We start from the raw sequence: 16607 nt of genomic DNA, 5'->3' as shown, positions 1-16607 counted from the left end.
CCCTAGTTGTTATAACTACCACTCGAGATCACATGACCTCTTGAGTCCTGATCTAAACTGTCTTCACTTTCGCGAATATAGTTTTCTATACTATCACTTGAATGTGGTTGTGAAGTGTTTTGTTGCGTATCAGGTGTGGATTGAGGATCAACTTGATAATATGGCATGCCGCACTCTGTCGCACGATTAGGGACAGTGTGGCGTAATAATGGAATATATAGCGCGCCTTCACAGCCTTGTGCTGAAAGCTCCCCAGTTCGAGAGTCAATCCATTGCCATGAAATATCATCTGTTTGACGTAAATTCACTGGTTTTTGGCGTAATTGCTTCATGACATTGATCCAGACAGGTAATGCACCTGATGAACCTGTAAGCCCAGTAATTTTATTGTTGTCTAAGCCTAACCACACCACTGCTAAATTATTGCCTGAGTATCCAGCAAACCAAGAATCACGGGTATCGTTGGTTGTACCTGATTTACCCGCAAGTTTGAGATCAGCAGGTAATGTGTTGTAAGCCGCTTTACCCGTACCCGCAGACATAACTTGTTGTAAGCCAAAGTTCAATAAGAAGGCAGCAGAAGGGTCTATGGTCTGTTGTACATTTAAACCAAAACGTTCCAATAAACGACCATTAGAATCTACAACAGTACGGATGGCTTTGGTTGGATATTTAAATCCACCTGTTGCAAAGTTACCATAAATACTCATCACCTCCATTGGTGACATATCAACAGCCCCAAGGAAAATAGATGGGTAGTTTGGAATCTTTGAGCTCACGCCAAATTTAGACAAGTTATTGCTAAAAGTAGAGATCCCAAATTCATTACCTAAACGCACAGCAGACAAGTTATATGAGTTTGCTAAAGCTTGAGACATCGGAACATAGCCATGACCTGTTCCGCTATAGTTCTTTGGTGTCCAAGTTTGATTACCACTGACAGGTAAACTAATTGGCGCATCTTCGATTTGTGATGCCCAATTATAACGACCTGATTCCAACGCGCTTAAATAAATCACAGGTTTAAGCAAAGAACCCACTTGACGTTTAGCATCTACAGTACGGTTAAAGCCAGTAAAGTCTTGGGTTGAACCAACAGCGGCAATTAATTCGCCATTTTCAGGGCGAGTAACTAAAACAGCGCCTTGTAGGTCTTTTAATCTTGCTGGGTTCGCATTGGCTAAACGGCTCACCGTTTCTCTAAAGCTCTTTTGCACTCTAGTTTGTGCAATTGGATCAAGTGTCGTAAAAATTCTTAAACCTTGGTTGGTTAAATCTGATTCTTGGTATTCAGTTTTAAGTTGACGACGTACAATATCTAAGAAGTCTGGGAAGCTTGCTGTACCTAATGTTGGTTTACGAACCACATTAAGCGGACGTGCAATTTCTTTTTCATATTGCGCTTGGTCTAAGTATCCCATCACCAGCATATTATTTAGCACAATATCGCGACGTTTTTTTGCGCCTTCAGGATTTTTCCAAGGGTTAAATAGGGTAGGACCTTGAACTAATCCGACCAAAAATGCTTGTTGTGAAATATTTAATTCGCTGAGTGGTAAGCCGAAATAGAATTGTGAAGCTAAGCCATAACCATTGACAGAATAGTTACCACTTTGACCTAAATTCACTTCATTTAAATAGGCTTCTAGAATTTCGTCTTTGCTGTAATGAAGCTCTAATAACAGCGACATCAGGGCTTCATTCACTTTACGTTTTAAGGTCTTTTCAGGGGTTAAGAAAAAGTTCTTAACCAACTGTTGGGTGAGTGTTGAACCACCCTGACGTTTACCACCGGTCACGTTACTGAGTAATGCACGCGCTGTACCACGGAATGAAATACCATGATGGCGATAAAAGTTTCTATCCTCTGTTGCGATTAAAGCTTCAATCAAAGGCTTAGGAACTTTATTTAATTTAATGAGGACACGGTCTTCATTGTGTTGCGGGTAGATACCACCAATTAACATTGGCTCTAAACGTGCGATCCCAGTATTGGTCGGTTTGGTGGCTTTTACATCTGTAACAGTATCACCAGCAAAGGTCACTTGTAGGACTTGTTCTGGATCTACACTGTCACCAAAGTCAAAGCCACGTGTATGAACGTAAATTGTATTCGGTTGGGTAATATAGGTTCCCGATTTGGTATAGCTATCACTGTTTTTATAACCGAGTAATTTGAGTTCTTGTTCAAACTCTATTTGGGCAATTGGCGCAGTTGCATAGATTTCTAATGGACGAGCGAATACTTTCGCAGGAATATCCCAGCGATTGCCTTCAAACTTATCTCGAATAACATTGTCGAGGCGAATTAAGTAGACGCTAAATGCGAGAAATACTGCAATAATTAATACACAAAAAATCAGTGCAATTAAGCCTATACCACGTTCGGTCTTCATATACAGATAATAATACCCAAATTTATTTTCGCTAATCATGCGAAGCTTTTCTTAATTTTGCAATAATAAATCTGTGAAATACACAAATTTAAAGGCTTTTTAAACATTCTCGTTATTTTTCGTATATGAATGATTTTATAAACATATACTGAGAGTGTTATTATATCTCAGAATTTCAGTGGAGCTACCGCGTCTGTGCAAATTTCACCAAAGACCTTTCGTAATATCGGTTTAATTGGAAGACCAGATAAATCATCTGTGGTTGATACGCTTTGTCTTATACACGATCATTTATTAAGTTTGGGTCTGCATCCAGTTTTTGATACAGCTACAGCACAACTTGTACCTTATACCAATACACAAACTGTCAGTAAGAATCTGCTCGGTGAAGTGGTTGATTTGGTTATTGTTGTGGGTGGTGATGGTTCTTTATTACATGCTGCACGTGCATTGGTAAAATACAATATTCCTGTACTAGGGGTGAACCGCGGTCGCTTAGGTTTTTTAACAGATATAAAACCCACTGAAGTGCTGTTTAAGTTAGATCAAGTTTTAAAAGGTGAGTTTCAGCTTGATCGTCGCTTCTTATTGGAAATTGAAATTCGCAGTAAAAATGAAATAATTTATGATGCAATCGCTTTGAATGATGTGGTACTTCATTCTGGTAAATCTGTTCATATGATTGATTTTGAGCTGAACATTGATGGGCAATATGTTTATCGCCAACACAGCGATGGTTTAATTGTATCGACTCCGACAGGTTCAACGGCATATGCCTTATCTGGTGGCGGACCAATTTTACATCCAAGTATGGATGCGATTGCTTTGGTTCCAATGCACCCACATACGTTGTCATCAAGACCGATTGTGGTGGGTGGGCAAAGCGAAATTAAGATATTGATTCGTGAAAACCGTGTGTTGCCGATGGTCAGTGCCGATGGACAGCATAGCGTTTCATTAAATGTCGGTGATAGTTTGCATATTCGTAAACATCCCTTCAAACTAATACTTTTACATCCACCAGGTTATGACTTCTATATGGCTTGTCGTACTAAACTTGGCTGGAATCAAGATTTTGATTCTTTTCAGCGGGATTGACCATGAATATTGAACAGATGCTTTCTATTTTAGATGCTGACATTGTTGAGCGTTTAAAAACTGCGGTAGAAATTGGTAAATGGCCAAATGGTGTGGCGTTGACTGCTGAGCAACGTCAAACCTGTATGCAAGCAGTGATTGCTTGGGAACATCAGAATATACCTGAAAAAGAACGTACAGGTTATATTGATAAAGGGCATAAAGAAGAAGGTGAGGAATGTGATTCGCATGTGCCTGAGCCAGAATTTAAACCGATTCGTTTTATCTAACTGAGCAAAAGAACCCTTGAATCACAAAGTAGTTTCACTTTGTGATTCAAACACTCAATTTAAAAAACAATAATATTTAAACTGTTTCAATCATGATGCTATTAAAAAGATAAATACGTTTAAACGAGAAGTGCGTAATAAGGTGATAAAGATATTCAGAATGATAAAAATCTTAAAAAACGATAAAGAGATTAAAATGCTCAAGCTGCTCAAAACAATAACGCGACTAAAAATAATAAAGCTTGCTCGACTCAGTTTATTTTGTATCACTGCAATTTCGACCAGTGTATTCGCTGAGCGAACAAGTGATGCAAGAAGTATTCAATGTTTATTAGATGTTACCGTAACCGCAAGTCAAAATTTCCAAACGCCTGTTACACAATATACATCAATTAAAAATGATGGTTATCCCATGCTGTTAATTGGTATAAAGATCCGTAATGCTTATACAGCCGACGCATCAAAAAAGATAAAAACCCATCATCTGTATTGTTCAAGTCTGATTGGAAAGCAAAAAGATGCTTATTTATCTGGTCCTTATCAACCTAATAATATCGATGTCAAAATGGGTGATCAGTTGCAACTCATCAATATTCATTCTTCTGGAAAAAGTTATCCCTATTGGGCTGATTTTTATTTTATCCAAAAGCGTAATTAATAACGTTCACGCTTGTGTTTAAAGATGAAATTAGAAACGCGTGTTCCAAAGATGTTTTGCTTTACTCATGGCTTCTGGATAGTTATTTACAATACCCATGGTATATAAAGCAATGCCCATTGTTTCAGTGATGGCAATTTCTCCATACTCATGTGCTTGTTGGCCTTCCCAAACCGCTTTAAAAACAGCGAGATCAAGCTGTTCTTCTGTTGGGCTGCGGTTATCGGTTAATTTAGGCAATTCATGTTCATAAAGTTCACCATCTTGAATACCACAGATGAGGGTTTTGGCATCTGGATTGCGCTCAAACTCGCCACCTTCACCTTTAATCACAGCACTATTTTTATAACCTAATTGAAAGGCAGCTTGTTGATGTGAACTACGATAAGCAGGGTGGAAAATTGCCTGTAAGGTTGCTTTGGCATTGAATGGATTAATCAAACGAGCCAGTGTGTGAATCGGTGAGCGTAAACCCATCACATTCCTAAGATTGATCAAATCTGCCAAGATTGGAGAGATTACATTTAAAGGCAAATAAGCAAAATTTTGGGTGTCTAGTTGCTGTTTGACCTGTACTTCATTTTGGCAAATTGGAAAGCCTAAGTATTCTAAGACTTGTTCAGTATACACACGGTTCATGGTATGCCCTGATGCACCATGCATCACGATCTTATAGCCATGCTTTGAGAGTGTTAAGGCTGCCAATAAAAACCACGGGTAATGTTTGCGTTTACCTGCATAAGATGACCAATCTAAATCCACAGCAAGTGGTTGAAAATTCAATTGGTCTTTGGTCGCTTGGACAAAGCCTGTCAGTTCATCTACAGACTCTTCTTTGACCCGAAGCAACATTAAAAATGCGCCAAGTTGTACGTCTAAGACTTCATTTTTCAAAATCATTGAAAAAGCTTGATAAGCTTCATCATAAGTTAATGATCGTGCACCATTTTTCCCTTTACCAACAATTCGCACAAACTGCGCAAAAGGATGTTCAAAGTCTTTATAAAGATTGCGTTTTGTATTCATGTCAAATGGATCAAGGGAGAGGAGACAGTGGAATACACTATGCCATAAATGGATCTAAATCGTATAGATATAGACGATATTAGACTAAGGTCTAAGCATAAATTGCACAGATGTTAGGCGAAATTAACATTTGCATAGAGATTGATCATCAAAAATTAATTAAAATAGCCTAGAAGAGCGTTTTATTTTTTATCTCCTGTTCTGTATTTATTCTTTTGGCCAAGGTGCCAGCGAGAATAAATCTTAAATATCGTCATTCGTTGTCATTGTTTTGGAAAACTGTCGTTTTCTGAAGGAATTTTTATTTGCTAAAAACCGACTTCCCAGAAGTTTTTATCGGGATTTTGGGCTGTGTCAGCAAATGGTAGCATTAACATTGGATATTTCTTCAAACAGAAATATAGAAAGAAGTAATTATCATGGCTAAGAAACCGCTGTATAAGTCACTCTATTTTCAAGTGATTGTTGCCATTATTTTGGGTGTGATAGTAGGGCACTACTTTCCAAGTGGTACTCAATTGATCAATGGTGTAGAGAAAAGTGTTCCTGGTTTAGGCGAACAACTCAAACCTTTAGGTGATGCTTTTATTAAGCTCATTAAAATGATTATCGCCCCTGTGATTTTCTGTACCGTGGTCAGTGGGATTGCGGGCATGGAAAGCATGAAATCAGTGGGTAAGACCGGTGGTATTGCACTTTTATACTTTGAAGTCGTATCTACCATTGCCCTGATTATTGGTTTAGTTGTTATCAATATCGCCAAACCGGGCGTTGGTATGAATGTTGATCCTGCGACTTTAGATACCACTGGTATCAGTAAGTATGTGGAATCAGGTGCATCACAATCTACCGTTGATTTCTTTTTGCATATCATTCCAAATACCGTTGTGGGTGCATTTGCAGAAGGTGAAATTCTACAAGTTCTTTTATTTGCCTTATTGTTTGGTTTTGCATTACATAAACTTGGCGATGCTGGAAAACCAGTATTAAGATTGATTGATCAAATTTCGCATGTGTTCTTTAACATTGTGAATATGATTATGAAACTTGCGCCAATCGGTGCTTTTGGTGCGATGGCATTTACCATTGGAAAGTATGGGATTGGTAGCTTAGCGCAACTTGCACAGTTAATTCTTTGTTTCTATATCACGTGTTTGTTGTTTATCTTTATTATTCTAGGTTCAATCAGTCGTTTCTGCGGATTTAGCATTTTAAAAATGATTCGTATGATTCGTGAAGAATTGTTGATTGTATTGGGGACATCTTCTTCAGAATCTGTATTACCACGTATGCTGAAAAAGCTTGAAATTGCTGGCTGTGAAAAGTCTGTGGTTGGCTTGGTAATTCCAACAGGTTATTCATTTAACCTTGATGGTACCTCTATTTATTTGACTATGGCGGCGATCTTTATTGCACAAGCAACCAATACTCAACTGGATATTTGGCATGAAATTACCTTGCTTGCAGTCTTGTTGATTTCATCAAAAGGCGCAGCAGGTGTAACTGGTTCAGGCTTTATTGTAATGGCAGCAACTTTGGCTGCTGTAGGTAATATCCCAGTCGCTGGTTTGGCTTTAATTTTAGGGATTGACCGTTTCATGTCTGAAGCACGTGCATTGACTAACTTGGTGGGTAACTCTTTGGCAACGATTGTGGTTGCCAAGTGGGTCGGAAAGCTGGATGTTGAGAAGCTCAATGATGCTTTAAATAACCCAGCTGAAGTGGATCGTAAAATGCTTGAAGAATCAAATCAACCTCAATTGGATTTGCAGAAGTCTTAATTTTATTGTGTTGTAAATCAAGGAAGCTCAGGCTTCCTTTTTTAATGTCAATATTTAGATATAGCTTGTTTCATAAATGGTTTTATTTGCAAAAGACAGTAAGCTGTGCCTACTCTTATATTGCTTTTGTGGATGCAAATTATCGATTTGATTTAACAAAATTCGATCAGCAATGACATAAATCGTAATATTCTGATCACCTACAATTATTAATAAATTTTGATCAGCATATAAATTAAAAACTTGTTGAGTTTGTTCGGGTATTTCCCAATAGTTTGCTGAATAATCATCGTCCCACATTGTTTTTGCGAGTGAAAGAAGATGTATTCCTGATCGATTTTTAGGTTCAGGTTTAAGGTCAAACTCTTCTTGATCCCACAGTTCAATATTCCAAATGGCAACATGTTGATCATCAAGCCAGCACATTAAAGCATTCCAGTTTTCTCGATAACATAATGTTTGGACACTTGAGCCATCTTCACTTTCAAAAGGGTTATGTTTAAACCATTGACTAAGTGACCAAACTTTGGGAGAAGCTACAGGATGCCATATCCAACCATCATCTAAAATATAATCATTGTTTGGACTGACATATAACGCGCCATGAAAGTAATCTAAATAGTGTTTAGGAGGTTCAGTTTCATAAGCTGCAATATAGCGCTCAGTCAAAAGCTGATTTGTGGTTAAATTAAATGCTTCAAGTCGATTCCAGTCACTTCTATAAATACAAATATCTTGTGAATTGAACTGTGTAAAAGCCAATGAGAAAGACACGGTATCTTCATAATAACTTTGACTATCAATGTGTAGAACTGTCTCCAGTGTTTGAGTATTTATTACAACTCCAAATTGCCCATGATCGACATAAACTGCGATAAATTTTCCATTGGTACTACATTTAATTTGGTATTTAGGGGTACCGTAATGACGGAGTTCTCGATTATTTAGAATTGGAAGCGGAAGGGGCGTTATGGATAGCTGTTGTAATTGCTGTTGAGTTAAGTTGTAGCAATATAAATAGCCTTTTTCGGTGACGATATAAATTTTGCATGTATCTGAATCAATAGCTGTAATATCTAAAATTTCGCTATCTAAACCTTTTAAATTATAGTGTTTTTGTTTCATGTAATTCTCTTTTTAACATATTTCTACTTCTTAAAACTGCGTATAGCATTGCCTCGCTCGATCAACGCGTGTTGTAAATGTTGAGCGTGTTTCTGATGGGCTTGCTGGCTCTCCATCTGTTGTCGTAGTTTGAGTGCAATCAACTCTTTTGCCACACGCTTATTGGCATGTTGGCTCCGTTCAGACATGACCTTTACACTTATTCCAGATGCAACATGAGTTGCATGAACAGCAGAGTCAGTTGTGTTGACATGCTGTCCACCAGCACCAGAAGCACGACAGGCCTGAAAAGTGATGGTGTCATCTGGAGGGAGTTGCAACGGTGTATCGAAAAGCGTAATGCCTACAAACCAGTTTTTACGTTTATGTTGTGGGCGAATTGGACTTTGAAACGTCTATTGAATTGTACCGAGCCAAGTATTGAGCCATATTCGGGCATTCTCATCGATACTGAGCAGCACCGAAGAATAACCATGTTGAGTCGCATTGCTTTCAATTGGTTGGAGTGGATCTTTTTTTGTTTTGGCTTCTTTGTGTATTTCTTCAAGCGTATATTTTACAGCAAGTTCACATTCTGCGGGTCCAAGCGCAGCACTGAGTTGGACAATAGACAATATGAGTGTTCCTTAAAATTAATTTGGACGATCGAAAATCAAAAAAATGCATGCAAATAAATAGAAATTGTGAAATTCATAAAATTAAGTGTGATTTAATTTTGAATTATTGATTTTCAGCTAACTGATTATAGAAAAATATGTGAATAAAAAACAATCGAAATCCAATAAAAATATGCATTATCAAGCCTCTGATCAAAAATGTTTAAGAAAATTCATGCTCAGCTGAATAATACTATTCGAGAAATTTTTGAAAATATGGCAGAATATGGGGTTTTAAAGATTTTAGAGGATTGGCAACATGCGCTTTGTTGATGAAGCAGTCATTACCGTAGAGGCTGGCGACGGTGGCAATGGCGTAGCCAGTTTTCGCCGTGAAAAATTTGTACCATTTGGTGGTCCAGATGGTGGTGATGGTGGTCGTGGTGGCAGCGTATATATTCAAGCTGACAACGATACCAGTACCTTAGTAGATTATCGTTATACCCGTAAATTTCGCGCTGAACGTGGTAAAAACGGTGCTGGCGCAAACTGTGCTGGTCGTGGTGGTGAATCAGTTATTCTGAAAGTTCCAGTAGGAACAACCATTGTAGATACAGAATCTGGCGATATTATTGGTGATTTGGTTGAAGATGGCCAAAAGGTTTTAGTTGCACATGGTGGCGATGGTGGTTTGGGGAATACTCATTTCAAATCATCGACCAACCGTTCTCCGCGTAAATGTACACATGGTATTAAAGGTGAATATCGTGAAATTCGTTTAGAGCTAAAAGTTCTAGCGGATGTAGGTTTATTGGGAATGCCGAATGCAGGTAAATCTACCTTTATTCGCGCAGTATCAGCAGCTAAGCCAAAAGTTGCAGATTATCCATTTACAACAATGGTACCGAATTTAGGTGTGGTCGATGCAGATCGTCATCGTTCATTCGTTATGGCAGATATTCCTGGATTGATCGAAGGGGCGGCGGAAGGTGCTGGTTTAGGGATTCGTTTCCTTAAGCATTTAGCACGTACACGTATTCTGTTGCATATTGTTGATGTACAACCGATTGATGGTTCAGATCCTGCCTACAATGCCAAAGCGATTGTGGAAGAGTTGAAAAAGTTCTCACCTACATTGGCTCAATTACCGATTGTTCTTGTTTTAAACAAACTTGATCAATTAAGTGATGATACTCAAGAAGAATGGTGTAATCATATTCTTGAAGAATTACAATGGGATGGTCCTGTATTTAAAACTTCAGGCTTGCTTGAAGAAGGTACCAAACCTGTTGTGTATTACCTCATGGATCAAATCGAGCAACAACGTGAGTTGGAAGACGAAGACCCAGAGTATGCAGCGAAAATGAAAGCATTCCGTGATCAGCTTGAAGCTGAAACACGTGAGCAAACGATTGCTGCAAAAGAAGCTTATCGTGAAATGCGTCGTCAACAACGTCTTGCTGGTATTTTGGCAGAGGAAGAAGATGATGAGGATGACGATGGCGAGGATGATGGCGAAATGGAAGTGTACTACGTACGCTAATTTCTAAGGGTATCTATCATTTCCAACGATACCCATTTAGAAAAGAAAGACCGAGGACAAGATGATAGAAGTGGTAGATGGGCAACGTCAGCTCAAGGCTTTAAAACGTATCGTTGTTAAAATCGGATCATCTTTACTCACAGCAAATGGGCAAGGTTTAGATTTGGATGCAATTTCGCATTGGGCGAAACAAATTGCAGATCTACACAATGCAGGACACGAGATTATTCTTGTGTCTTCAGGTGCTGTGGCTGAAGGGATGGTTCGTATGAAGCTAGAGAATCGACCCACCGATTTACCCAGTCTACAAGCTTGTGCTGCCATTGGTCAGATGGGGTTAATTCATACATGGTCAAGTGTGTTGGAAAAGCATTTTATCCAAACAGCACAAGTCTTGTTAACTCATGATGATCTTGCCGATCGCCGTCGTTATCTTAACTCATGTGATGCACTGCAAAATTTAATTGATTGGAAAGTGATTCCTGTAATCAATGAAAATGACACAGTGTCTACTGATGAAATTCGCTTTGGTGATAATGATACGCTTGCAGCAATGGTTGCAGGGCAAGTTCATGCAGACTTACTGATCATTTTGACTGATCAGCAAGGGATGTTTGATTCAGACCCGCGTTCTAATCCAAATGCAAAATTGTTCCATACTGTTCGTGCAATGGATGAAACCTTGTTTGATATGGCCGGTGGTGGTGGTAAGTTTGGTCGTGGTGGTATGCTGACCAAAGTTCGCGCTGCTCGTCTGGCTGCCAAGTCAGGTTGTCCAACGCTGATTGCCAGTGGTGAAAGTGATAATGTATTGGCTCGTTTAATGACGGGTGAATTATTGGGTACTTTATTCATTACTGATGATGATCGTGTTACAGCACATCAACAGTGGTTAGCTGCACACCTTCAAACTGCAGGGCGTTTGGTTTTAGATGATGGTGCTGTCAAAGCCATCAAGGAAAACCATCGTAGTTTGTTGCCTGTAGGGGTGAAAGCTGTTGAAGGGCATTTTGATCGTGGTGATGTTGTGGAATGTGTTGATCAGTATGGTCATCGAGTCGCGGTTGGACGAGTGAACTTTAGTTCGCGTTCTGCTGAAACTGTCAAAGGTTTGGCTTCGGATAAAGTGTATCAGGTGCTAGGTGAAGCACGTTCTTTAGAAATGATTCATCGTAATCACATGTCAATTTATTGATTGGTTTTAAGATTTCTAAGAAATATAACCTCGCTTTGGCGGGGTTTTTATTTGGGTGTGATTAATGGTGATTTTTCGTTGTATAAATCGGATTTAAAAACTTTATGGCCGACCCATGACTTTAAGTAAAAGTGTTGGTCATGGAAGCGAGAGCCTCCTTGTACGCCTTTGCCAAAATTTTCATCGTTATTTAATTTACGTTTGATCGCATTAAAAAAGCTTTTAATATTTTTATCGGGTGTTTTTGAGATGATTCTTAAACTTATTTTTTCTAACGTATCCTCTGTTTCTCGACCACCTTTACCTGCAATGGCATATATACAGTATTCATCTTTGTAGATTTTATCTTTACTGATGTATTGAGCTTGATCGAGAAAATAGAAGCCAAGATTTGGATGATCATATTGGCTAAGTTGTTCTTGTAAATTATCAGGAGTGGCAATTTTCATTTGAATTTTATGATCTGAATCAAAATATTCAATTGCCATTTCAATTTGATATTTCTCTAACTCATGTTGAATATAGGGATAGAATTCAGCGAGTGGCATGATGATATTGATATAGGACATTGAAAAATCTCAGTGCTGAATTAAGCCAATTTTTTTTCGTCTTCTAAATAGGGTAAAACCTGATCCTTGCCAACCATATATTGATAGTCGGCCAAATGAAGCATATCCAAATCTTCTTCACTGTTGCCATAGGCAAATATTTTGTCGTATTGGTCTAAATCATATTTTTCTAAGATGCGTAGTCGTTTTAGTTCACAACTACAATCTGGCGTGGAATAGTGACCAGTAAACTTCCCATCTATAACTTCAGTACCCGTACAGATCAGATCTATATCCAATATTTGACAAATGATTTTGAGGTAAATATCTACTGATGCTGAAACCAATACAACATCATCACCATTATCTTGATGTTTTAATAATTGCTCATAAAGGTTTTGATCCAGTTCCCTGACCAAACGTTGGGCATATTCATTTGCAATATCTTGAATTTCATTGGCATCGGCTTGTTTAAACATTGCATTAAATAATTTGATACGCATGGAGTTGGCAGGGTAGATGTTTAAATAATAGGCCTGAATCCACGGTAAAATTTTGATGCCTTGCTTTACGATGTGTCTTTTTGATAAAGCATAGAAAATAAACCCTGTGAAACTGTCTTTTTTACACAAGGTACCGTCAAAATCAAATAATGCTAAATTTTTAAACGTTTTGCTCTGTGCATACATGTTTCATATCTTCCGTTTACGCGGCTTGCGTACCAGTTAGTATTATAATCACGACTCAATTTAGGCCCAGAAATGACAACTTCAGGCATTATGGCATACATTGGATCTTTGCCCGTTTTATTCTTATAAAGTTTAGATACTGCGATATAAGTTTGAGTTTTTTCAAAATCTTGCTGCTTTTCTTCCTTTAAATCACTACGTAACTGTCGAGGGGTAACTAAAATATTATTTTTTGAAAATAAAGCAGTAAGCGCCTTCTCTGTATCAGTAATCGCTGGACGTGGATCCCCATTTTTGTCATAAGAGAGCAAATCACCATCAAGTGCAAGATCAGCTTCAGTCAGCTTATCGATCATTTTTTGAAAAGCGGCATTTCGACTCGAATACATCCCTGAGTTATAGTCGGCAAAACGATAAATCGGTTTATCATAGTCTGCCGGATACATCATTAAACGATGAATTCCATAGTATAAACCACCAAATTCGGTATACAGGTCATCACGTAATTCATTGATGTTCATACTGCTACGTTTATGCTCTTTGGCATAATTGATATGAACCTGCATGGAACCTAATGTGGTGATTGGGTTCATTTTTTCAGCAATATCTTGACCAACAAATTTGGCCGCACCCGTCAGCGCACTCACATGATAATGCTTTGCCATATAGTCAAAGATTTCACGATAAAGTACGTCTAAATCTTTTTCAGTGCGGACACGGCTCATTTGTTTTAAATAGTTATCATTTGGCGAGGGCTGGTTTTTTAAAACATTCTCAAAATATGAAGCAACAGTACCACCAATTGTGGTTCCAAGTTTATCTTCAAATTTTTCATTTAAACGTGTGGTGACTTCTTTTACCGCTTTATCCCCCAAACCTGGTACAACAGGATTGGCAACAAAGTTAGATTCCTGATCAACCACCGCAATGATGGTGCAGATATTTTCTTTGTTGGTTGGAATTTTTAATTCATTGGAAATATCGTAGATGTCTTTTGCCCAAGAGTCACGTTGATTGACACGATTGGGAATCAGTTTTCTGATTTGCTCTTGTTTTAATTGTTCATCATCTTCATTGGCAAACCATGAACCTTTACCACAAGCAACTAGGCTTAAAGAAAGAGCTAACACGCTGAAAGATTTAAGAAATGCGTGATGTCGAACTAATTTTTTCATATCGAAGAAAACATACTCAGAAAATGATGAGCCACTATGGCAGATGCAGTATACTATGAAGGTCTAAAAATGTATGAATATATATGTATATTGGTCCTTATCAACTGTCAAATAATTTAATCGTTGCACCTATGGCAGGAGTTACAGACCGTCCGTTTAGGACACTGTGCAAATACTTTGGCGCTGGGCATGCGGTAAGTGAAATGATGACCTCTGATCAGACCTTACGTATGACCAAAAAGAGTTTATATCGGGCAAATTTTGATGGTGAATTAGCACCGATTTCAGCGCAAATTGCAGGGTCTGAACCAGATCAGTTGGCTGAGGCAGCACGTTATCAAGTTGCAAATGGTGCGCAAATTGTCGATATCAATATGGGATGCCCAGCAAAAAAAGTTTGTAATAAACTGGCAGGTTCAGCATTGCTGAAAGATGAAGATTTGGTTGCCCGAATTTTAGATGCAGTGGTTAAAGCGGTGGATGTGCCTGTGACGTTAAAAACGCGGTTAGGTTTTTTAAATGGTCATGAGAATATTATCCGTGTGGCGAAACGAGCAGAAGAAGCAGGAATTGCAGCCTTAGCCTTACATGGTCGTACCCGTGAGGATATGTATTTAAATACGGCACGTTATAGTTTGATTAAAGAAGTCAAACAGATGCTCTCTATTCCTGTGATTGCCAATGGTGATATCGACAGCCCTGAGAAAGCCAAATATGTATTGGACTATACTGGTGCTGATGCCGTTATGATTGGACGTGCAGCCCAAGGGCGTCCGTGGATTTTTCGTGAAATTGCCCATTATTTAAAAACAGGTGAATATTTAGCAGCACCAGATATTCAAGAAGTAAAACAAGTTTTACTGGGCCATTTGTCTGAACTTTATCAGTTCTATGGTGAATACTCAGGTTGCCGTATTGCACGCAAGCATATTGCTTGGTATACCAAAGGTTTACATTCAAGTAATGAATTTCGTCAAAATATGTATAAAGTGGAAAGTACAGTTGAACAAGCGAAAGTCGTTGAGGATTACTTTAATCACTTGCTTGAACAAGGCAATACGATGAGTGATGTACAGGTTGAATCGGTAAATTTATTGGATGTGTAATCAATAAGGTGTAATCAGTATAGGAGCGAACTCCCATACTGAACTACCTAATCACTAAATGTTTTTTTAATGCATTATTTAAAGGATAAATACGTTGTTTAGGCAAGAGTTTTTCAGCGTGATGATACTGTCCTAAACGTCGAAATTGCGCCATCTTATCTACAAGAGGGGTGATATCTTGGATTGAATGAATCGCAGTGTTGTTAAACGCTTGAATTAAAAAACGACTAATCCCAATTTGAATACTCCGCTGTTCAAGCTTAGTTCCTTTTAAATTCCGTTCAGGATCCCACTGAATATGTACCCTTGCATTTTCAAAAGCTTCAAACCATTGCTCACCATTTTTATGCCCAGAGAGTGTCGGGTCGGTATGTACACTTTGTTCTAGTAAATATTCCCAAAAATCACGTTTGATACGGATTGCTAAGATATGATTTTGGTTGGATTTTGTCGCCCAATGAATGCGTCCCATTAGCCATAAAAATGAAGGTTTTATCCATGTCATTCTTTGAAAGGAAAAAGGTGAAACAAATTTTTGTTGTTGGACTGCTAAATGGGCAATATGTTGATTATAGGCTTGATAAACCGTAATCGTGTCACGGTCATATAGCGCACGTATTTGATGATAGGCAGACATGATAAATCTCACTTTTAATTTGAATAAGTTGTTGAAAATTTATAACTTAATCAAATAAGTGAAAAATGATTCACCGATTGGCAAAAAATTTGATTTAACATGAGCATCAAGCTAGCTTTATTGATTTTATCGCTATTCTAGTCAAAATGGCATTTTTATCAAGCTGATTATATTTTATACACCCATAATAATGGTTTATTTAAGTCATGAATAAAGATTCTTTGAGAATACTGGCACAATACAATATATGGGCAACCCAGCGTCTTTGTGAAAGTTTAAAAGCTGTGTCCGATGATGATTTTAACAAAAATGTTGGTCTTTATTTTAAAAGCATTGCTGGCACTTTGAATCATTTGCTATTGGGGGAACATTATCTTTGGTATTCACGCTTTAAGCAGGGTGTATCACCTGCAATTGCATTAGATACTATCATCCAAACTGAAAAAAACCTATTACTGGACGAATTACAAGAGAAGTCGAATAACTGGATTGAGTTTCTAGAGCAGTTAGATGAAAAAACCTTAAATGCAGATTTAACCTATAAACGAGTTTCTGGACAAGAACTGACTTTGCCTTATGCTGCTACTCTTACGCATGTATTTAATCATGGCACACATCATCGTGGGCAAATTACTGCTGCAATGACAGGATTGGGGTATGTATGCCCCGAATTAGATTTGGTGTATATGTTAGTTGAACAAAGCCAAGCATAATAAGTATAAATAGAAGCTGTCGCAGTTCAGCTTCTATTGACAGCTTAGTTAA

General features: G+C 38.1%; 17 protein-coding genes. 8 read left to right on the top strand and 9 right to left on the bottom strand.

The genetic code is table 11. The features are described from left to right. Window positions 1-2: 2 nt before the first annotated feature. Window positions 3-2396 (bottom strand): penicillin-binding protein 1B, encoded by a 2394-nt coding sequence (gene mrcB / locus AC4CVF_RS12465; RefSeq protein WP_490789548.1) that lies wholly within the window; start codon window positions 2394-2396, stop codon window positions 3-5. A 195-nt stretch (window positions 2397-2591) separates the two neighbouring features. On the opposite strand from mrcB, the gene AC4CVF_RS12460 reads away from it, so the two are divergent. The 3 genes from AC4CVF_RS12460 (at window position 2592) to AC4CVF_RS12450 (ending at window position 4421) form a co-directional block, all read left to right on the top strand. Then, window positions 2592-3494, top strand: a complete 903-nt coding sequence (locus AC4CVF_RS12460) for an NAD(+) kinase (RefSeq protein ID WP_004721877.1) — start codon at window positions 2592-2594, stop codon at window positions 3492-3494. Between the two features lie 2 nt (window positions 3495-3496). Next, window positions 3497-3763, top strand: coding sequence for a YeaC family protein (locus AC4CVF_RS12455; protein ID WP_004721875.1), 267 nt, complete (start codon window positions 3497-3499; stop codon window positions 3761-3763). A gap of 196 nt (window positions 3764-3959) precedes the next feature. After that, window positions 3960-4421 carry a hypothetical protein gene (locus AC4CVF_RS12450; RefSeq protein ID WP_419360351.1) on the top strand — a complete coding sequence of 154 codons (462 nt, stop codon included), beginning with the start codon at window positions 3960-3962 and terminating at the stop codon, window positions 4419-4421. 30 nt (window positions 4422-4451) lie between these two features. Here AC4CVF_RS12450 and AC4CVF_RS12445 read toward each other — a convergent pair whose 3' ends face one another. Continuing rightward, complete coding sequence (locus tag AC4CVF_RS12445) at window positions 4452-5447, bottom strand: glycosyl transferase family protein (RefSeq protein WP_419328666.1); 996 nt, start codon at window positions 5445-5447, stop codon at window positions 4452-4454. Between the two features lie 419 nt (window positions 5448-5866). On the opposite strand from AC4CVF_RS12445, the gene AC4CVF_RS12440 reads away from it, so the two are divergent. Next, window positions 5867-7228, top strand: coding sequence for a dicarboxylate/amino acid:cation symporter (locus AC4CVF_RS12440; protein ID WP_004721869.1), 1362 nt, complete (start codon window positions 5867-5869; stop codon window positions 7226-7228). 54 nt (window positions 7229-7282) lie between these two features. Here AC4CVF_RS12440 and AC4CVF_RS12435 read toward each other — a convergent pair whose 3' ends face one another. From AC4CVF_RS12435 to AC4CVF_RS12425, 3 genes are all read right to left on the bottom strand, one after another. After that, window positions 7283-8353, bottom strand: coding sequence for a hypothetical protein (locus AC4CVF_RS12435; RefSeq protein WP_490789547.1), 1071 nt, complete (start codon window positions 8351-8353; stop codon window positions 7283-7285). A gap of 23 nt (window positions 8354-8376) precedes the next feature. Next, window positions 8377-8673 carry a peptide chain release factor-like protein gene (locus AC4CVF_RS12430; protein ID WP_490789546.1) on the bottom strand — a complete coding sequence of 99 codons (297 nt, stop codon included), beginning with the start codon at window positions 8671-8673 and terminating at the stop codon, window positions 8377-8379. 75 nt (window positions 8674-8748) lie between these two features. Continuing rightward, window positions 8749-8967: a hypothetical protein gene (locus AC4CVF_RS12425; protein ID WP_490789545.1), complete on the bottom strand. Its 219-nt coding sequence runs from the start codon at window positions 8965-8967 to the stop codon at window positions 8749-8751. A 301-nt stretch (window positions 8968-9268) separates the two neighbouring features. Here AC4CVF_RS12425 and cgtA point away from each other — a divergent pair, with 301 nt between their 5' ends. Both cgtA and proB read left to right on the top strand, forming a co-directional pair. After that, on the top strand, window positions 9269-10492 hold the full coding sequence (gene cgtA, locus AC4CVF_RS12420) for an Obg family GTPase CgtA (RefSeq protein ID WP_336954511.1): 1224 nt from the start codon (window positions 9269-9271) through the stop codon (window positions 10490-10492). Window positions 10493-10553: 61 nt separating this feature from the next. Then, a complete protein-coding gene (proB, locus tag AC4CVF_RS12415) occupies window positions 10554-11687 on the top strand; it encodes a glutamate 5-kinase (RefSeq protein ID WP_483770110.1) in 1134 nt (377 codons plus the stop codon). A gap of 47 nt (window positions 11688-11734) precedes the next feature. Here the strand turns inward: proB and AC4CVF_RS12410 are convergent, their stop codons facing one another. The 3 genes from AC4CVF_RS12410 to AC4CVF_RS12400 are packed head-to-tail and all read right to left on the bottom strand — an operon-like array spanning window position 11735 to window position 14099. Further along, window positions 11735-12256 carry a hypothetical protein gene (locus AC4CVF_RS12410; protein WP_336954513.1) on the bottom strand — a complete coding sequence of 174 codons (522 nt, stop codon included), beginning with the start codon at window positions 12254-12256 and terminating at the stop codon, window positions 11735-11737. Between the two features lie 20 nt (window positions 12257-12276). Further along, complete coding sequence (locus tag AC4CVF_RS12405; RefSeq protein ID WP_490789544.1) at window positions 12277-12924, bottom strand: HAD-IB family hydrolase; 648 nt, start codon at window positions 12922-12924, stop codon at window positions 12277-12279. Further along, complete coding sequence (locus tag AC4CVF_RS12400) at window positions 12891-14099, bottom strand: DUF1615 domain-containing protein (RefSeq protein WP_490789543.1); 1209 nt, start codon at window positions 14097-14099, stop codon at window positions 12891-12893. Before AC4CVF_RS12400 ends, AC4CVF_RS12405 begins: the two co-directional genes overlap by 34 nt. 83 nt (window positions 14100-14182) lie before the next feature. On the opposite strand from AC4CVF_RS12400, the gene dusB reads away from it, so the two are divergent. Further along, window positions 14183-15205, top strand: a complete 1023-nt coding sequence (gene dusB, locus AC4CVF_RS12395; RefSeq protein ID WP_336954517.1) for a tRNA dihydrouridine synthase DusB — start codon at window positions 14183-14185, stop codon at window positions 15203-15205. Between the two features lie 43 nt (window positions 15206-15248). Here dusB and AC4CVF_RS12390 read toward each other — a convergent pair whose 3' ends face one another. Then, window positions 15249-15842 (bottom strand): DUF4291 domain-containing protein, encoded by a 594-nt coding sequence (locus AC4CVF_RS12390; RefSeq protein WP_490789542.1) that lies wholly within the window; start codon window positions 15840-15842, stop codon window positions 15249-15251. Window positions 15843-16048: 206 nt separating this feature from the next. Between AC4CVF_RS12390 and AC4CVF_RS12385 the strand changes: the two genes are divergently transcribed. After that, entirely contained in the window at window positions 16049-16555 is a 507-nt protein-coding gene (locus AC4CVF_RS12385) for a DinB family protein (protein ID WP_419328676.1), read from the top strand. Window positions 16556-16607 lie beyond the last annotated feature (52 nt).

This window comes from Acinetobacter sp. LipI_19 (genome assembly GCF_058242925.1).
Note: the sequence above shows the minus strand (reverse complement) of the source record. Positions and strands in the feature narration are given on the sequence as shown.

Excerpts from the sequence above, each read along its gene's own strand:
- AC4CVF_RS12410 (WP_336954513.1), bottom strand. The coding sequence starts at position 12,256 with ATGTCCTATATCAATATCATCATGCCACTCGCTGAATTCTATCCCTAT.
- dusB (WP_336954517.1), top strand. The coding sequence starts at position 14,183 with ATGTATATTGGTCCTTATCAACTGTCAAATAATTTAATCGTTGCACCT.
- AC4CVF_RS12455 (WP_004721875.1), top strand. The coding sequence starts at position 3,497 with ATGAATATTGAACAGATGCTTTCTATTTTAGATGCTGACATTGTTGAG.
- AC4CVF_RS12445 (WP_419328666.1), bottom strand. The coding sequence starts at position 5,447 with ATGAATACAAAACGCAATCTTTATAAAGACTTTGAACATCCTTTTGCG.
- AC4CVF_RS12435 (WP_490789547.1), bottom strand. The coding sequence starts at position 8,353 with ATGAAACAAAAACACTATAATTTAAAAGGTTTAGATAGCGAAATTTTA.
- cgtA (WP_336954511.1), top strand. The coding sequence starts at position 9,269 with ATGCGCTTTGTTGATGAAGCAGTCATTACCGTAGAGGCTGGCGACGGT.
- AC4CVF_RS12405 (WP_490789544.1), bottom strand. The coding sequence starts at position 12,924 with ATGTATGCACAGAGCAAAACGTTTAAAAATTTAGCATTATTTGATTTT.
- AC4CVF_RS12390 (WP_490789542.1), bottom strand. The coding sequence starts at position 15,842 with ATGTCTGCCTATCATCAAATACGTGCGCTATATGACCGTGACACGATT.
- proB (WP_483770110.1), top strand. The coding sequence starts at position 10,554 with ATGATAGAAGTGGTAGATGGGCAACGTCAGCTCAAGGCTTTAAAACGT.
- AC4CVF_RS12440 (WP_004721869.1), top strand. The coding sequence starts at position 5,867 with ATGGCTAAGAAACCGCTGTATAAGTCACTCTATTTTCAAGTGATTGTT.
- AC4CVF_RS12450 (WP_419360351.1), top strand. The coding sequence starts at position 3,960 with ATGCTCAAGCTGCTCAAAACAATAACGCGACTAAAAATAATAAAGCTT.
- AC4CVF_RS12400 (WP_490789543.1), bottom strand. The coding sequence starts at position 14,099 with ATGAAAAAATTAGTTCGACATCACGCATTTCTTAAATCTTTCAGCGTG.
- AC4CVF_RS12385 (WP_419328676.1), top strand. The coding sequence starts at position 16,049 with ATGAATAAAGATTCTTTGAGAATACTGGCACAATACAATATATGGGCA.
- mrcB (WP_490789548.1), bottom strand. The coding sequence starts at position 2,396 with ATGAAGACCGAACGTGGTATAGGCTTAATTGCACTGATTTTTTGTGTA.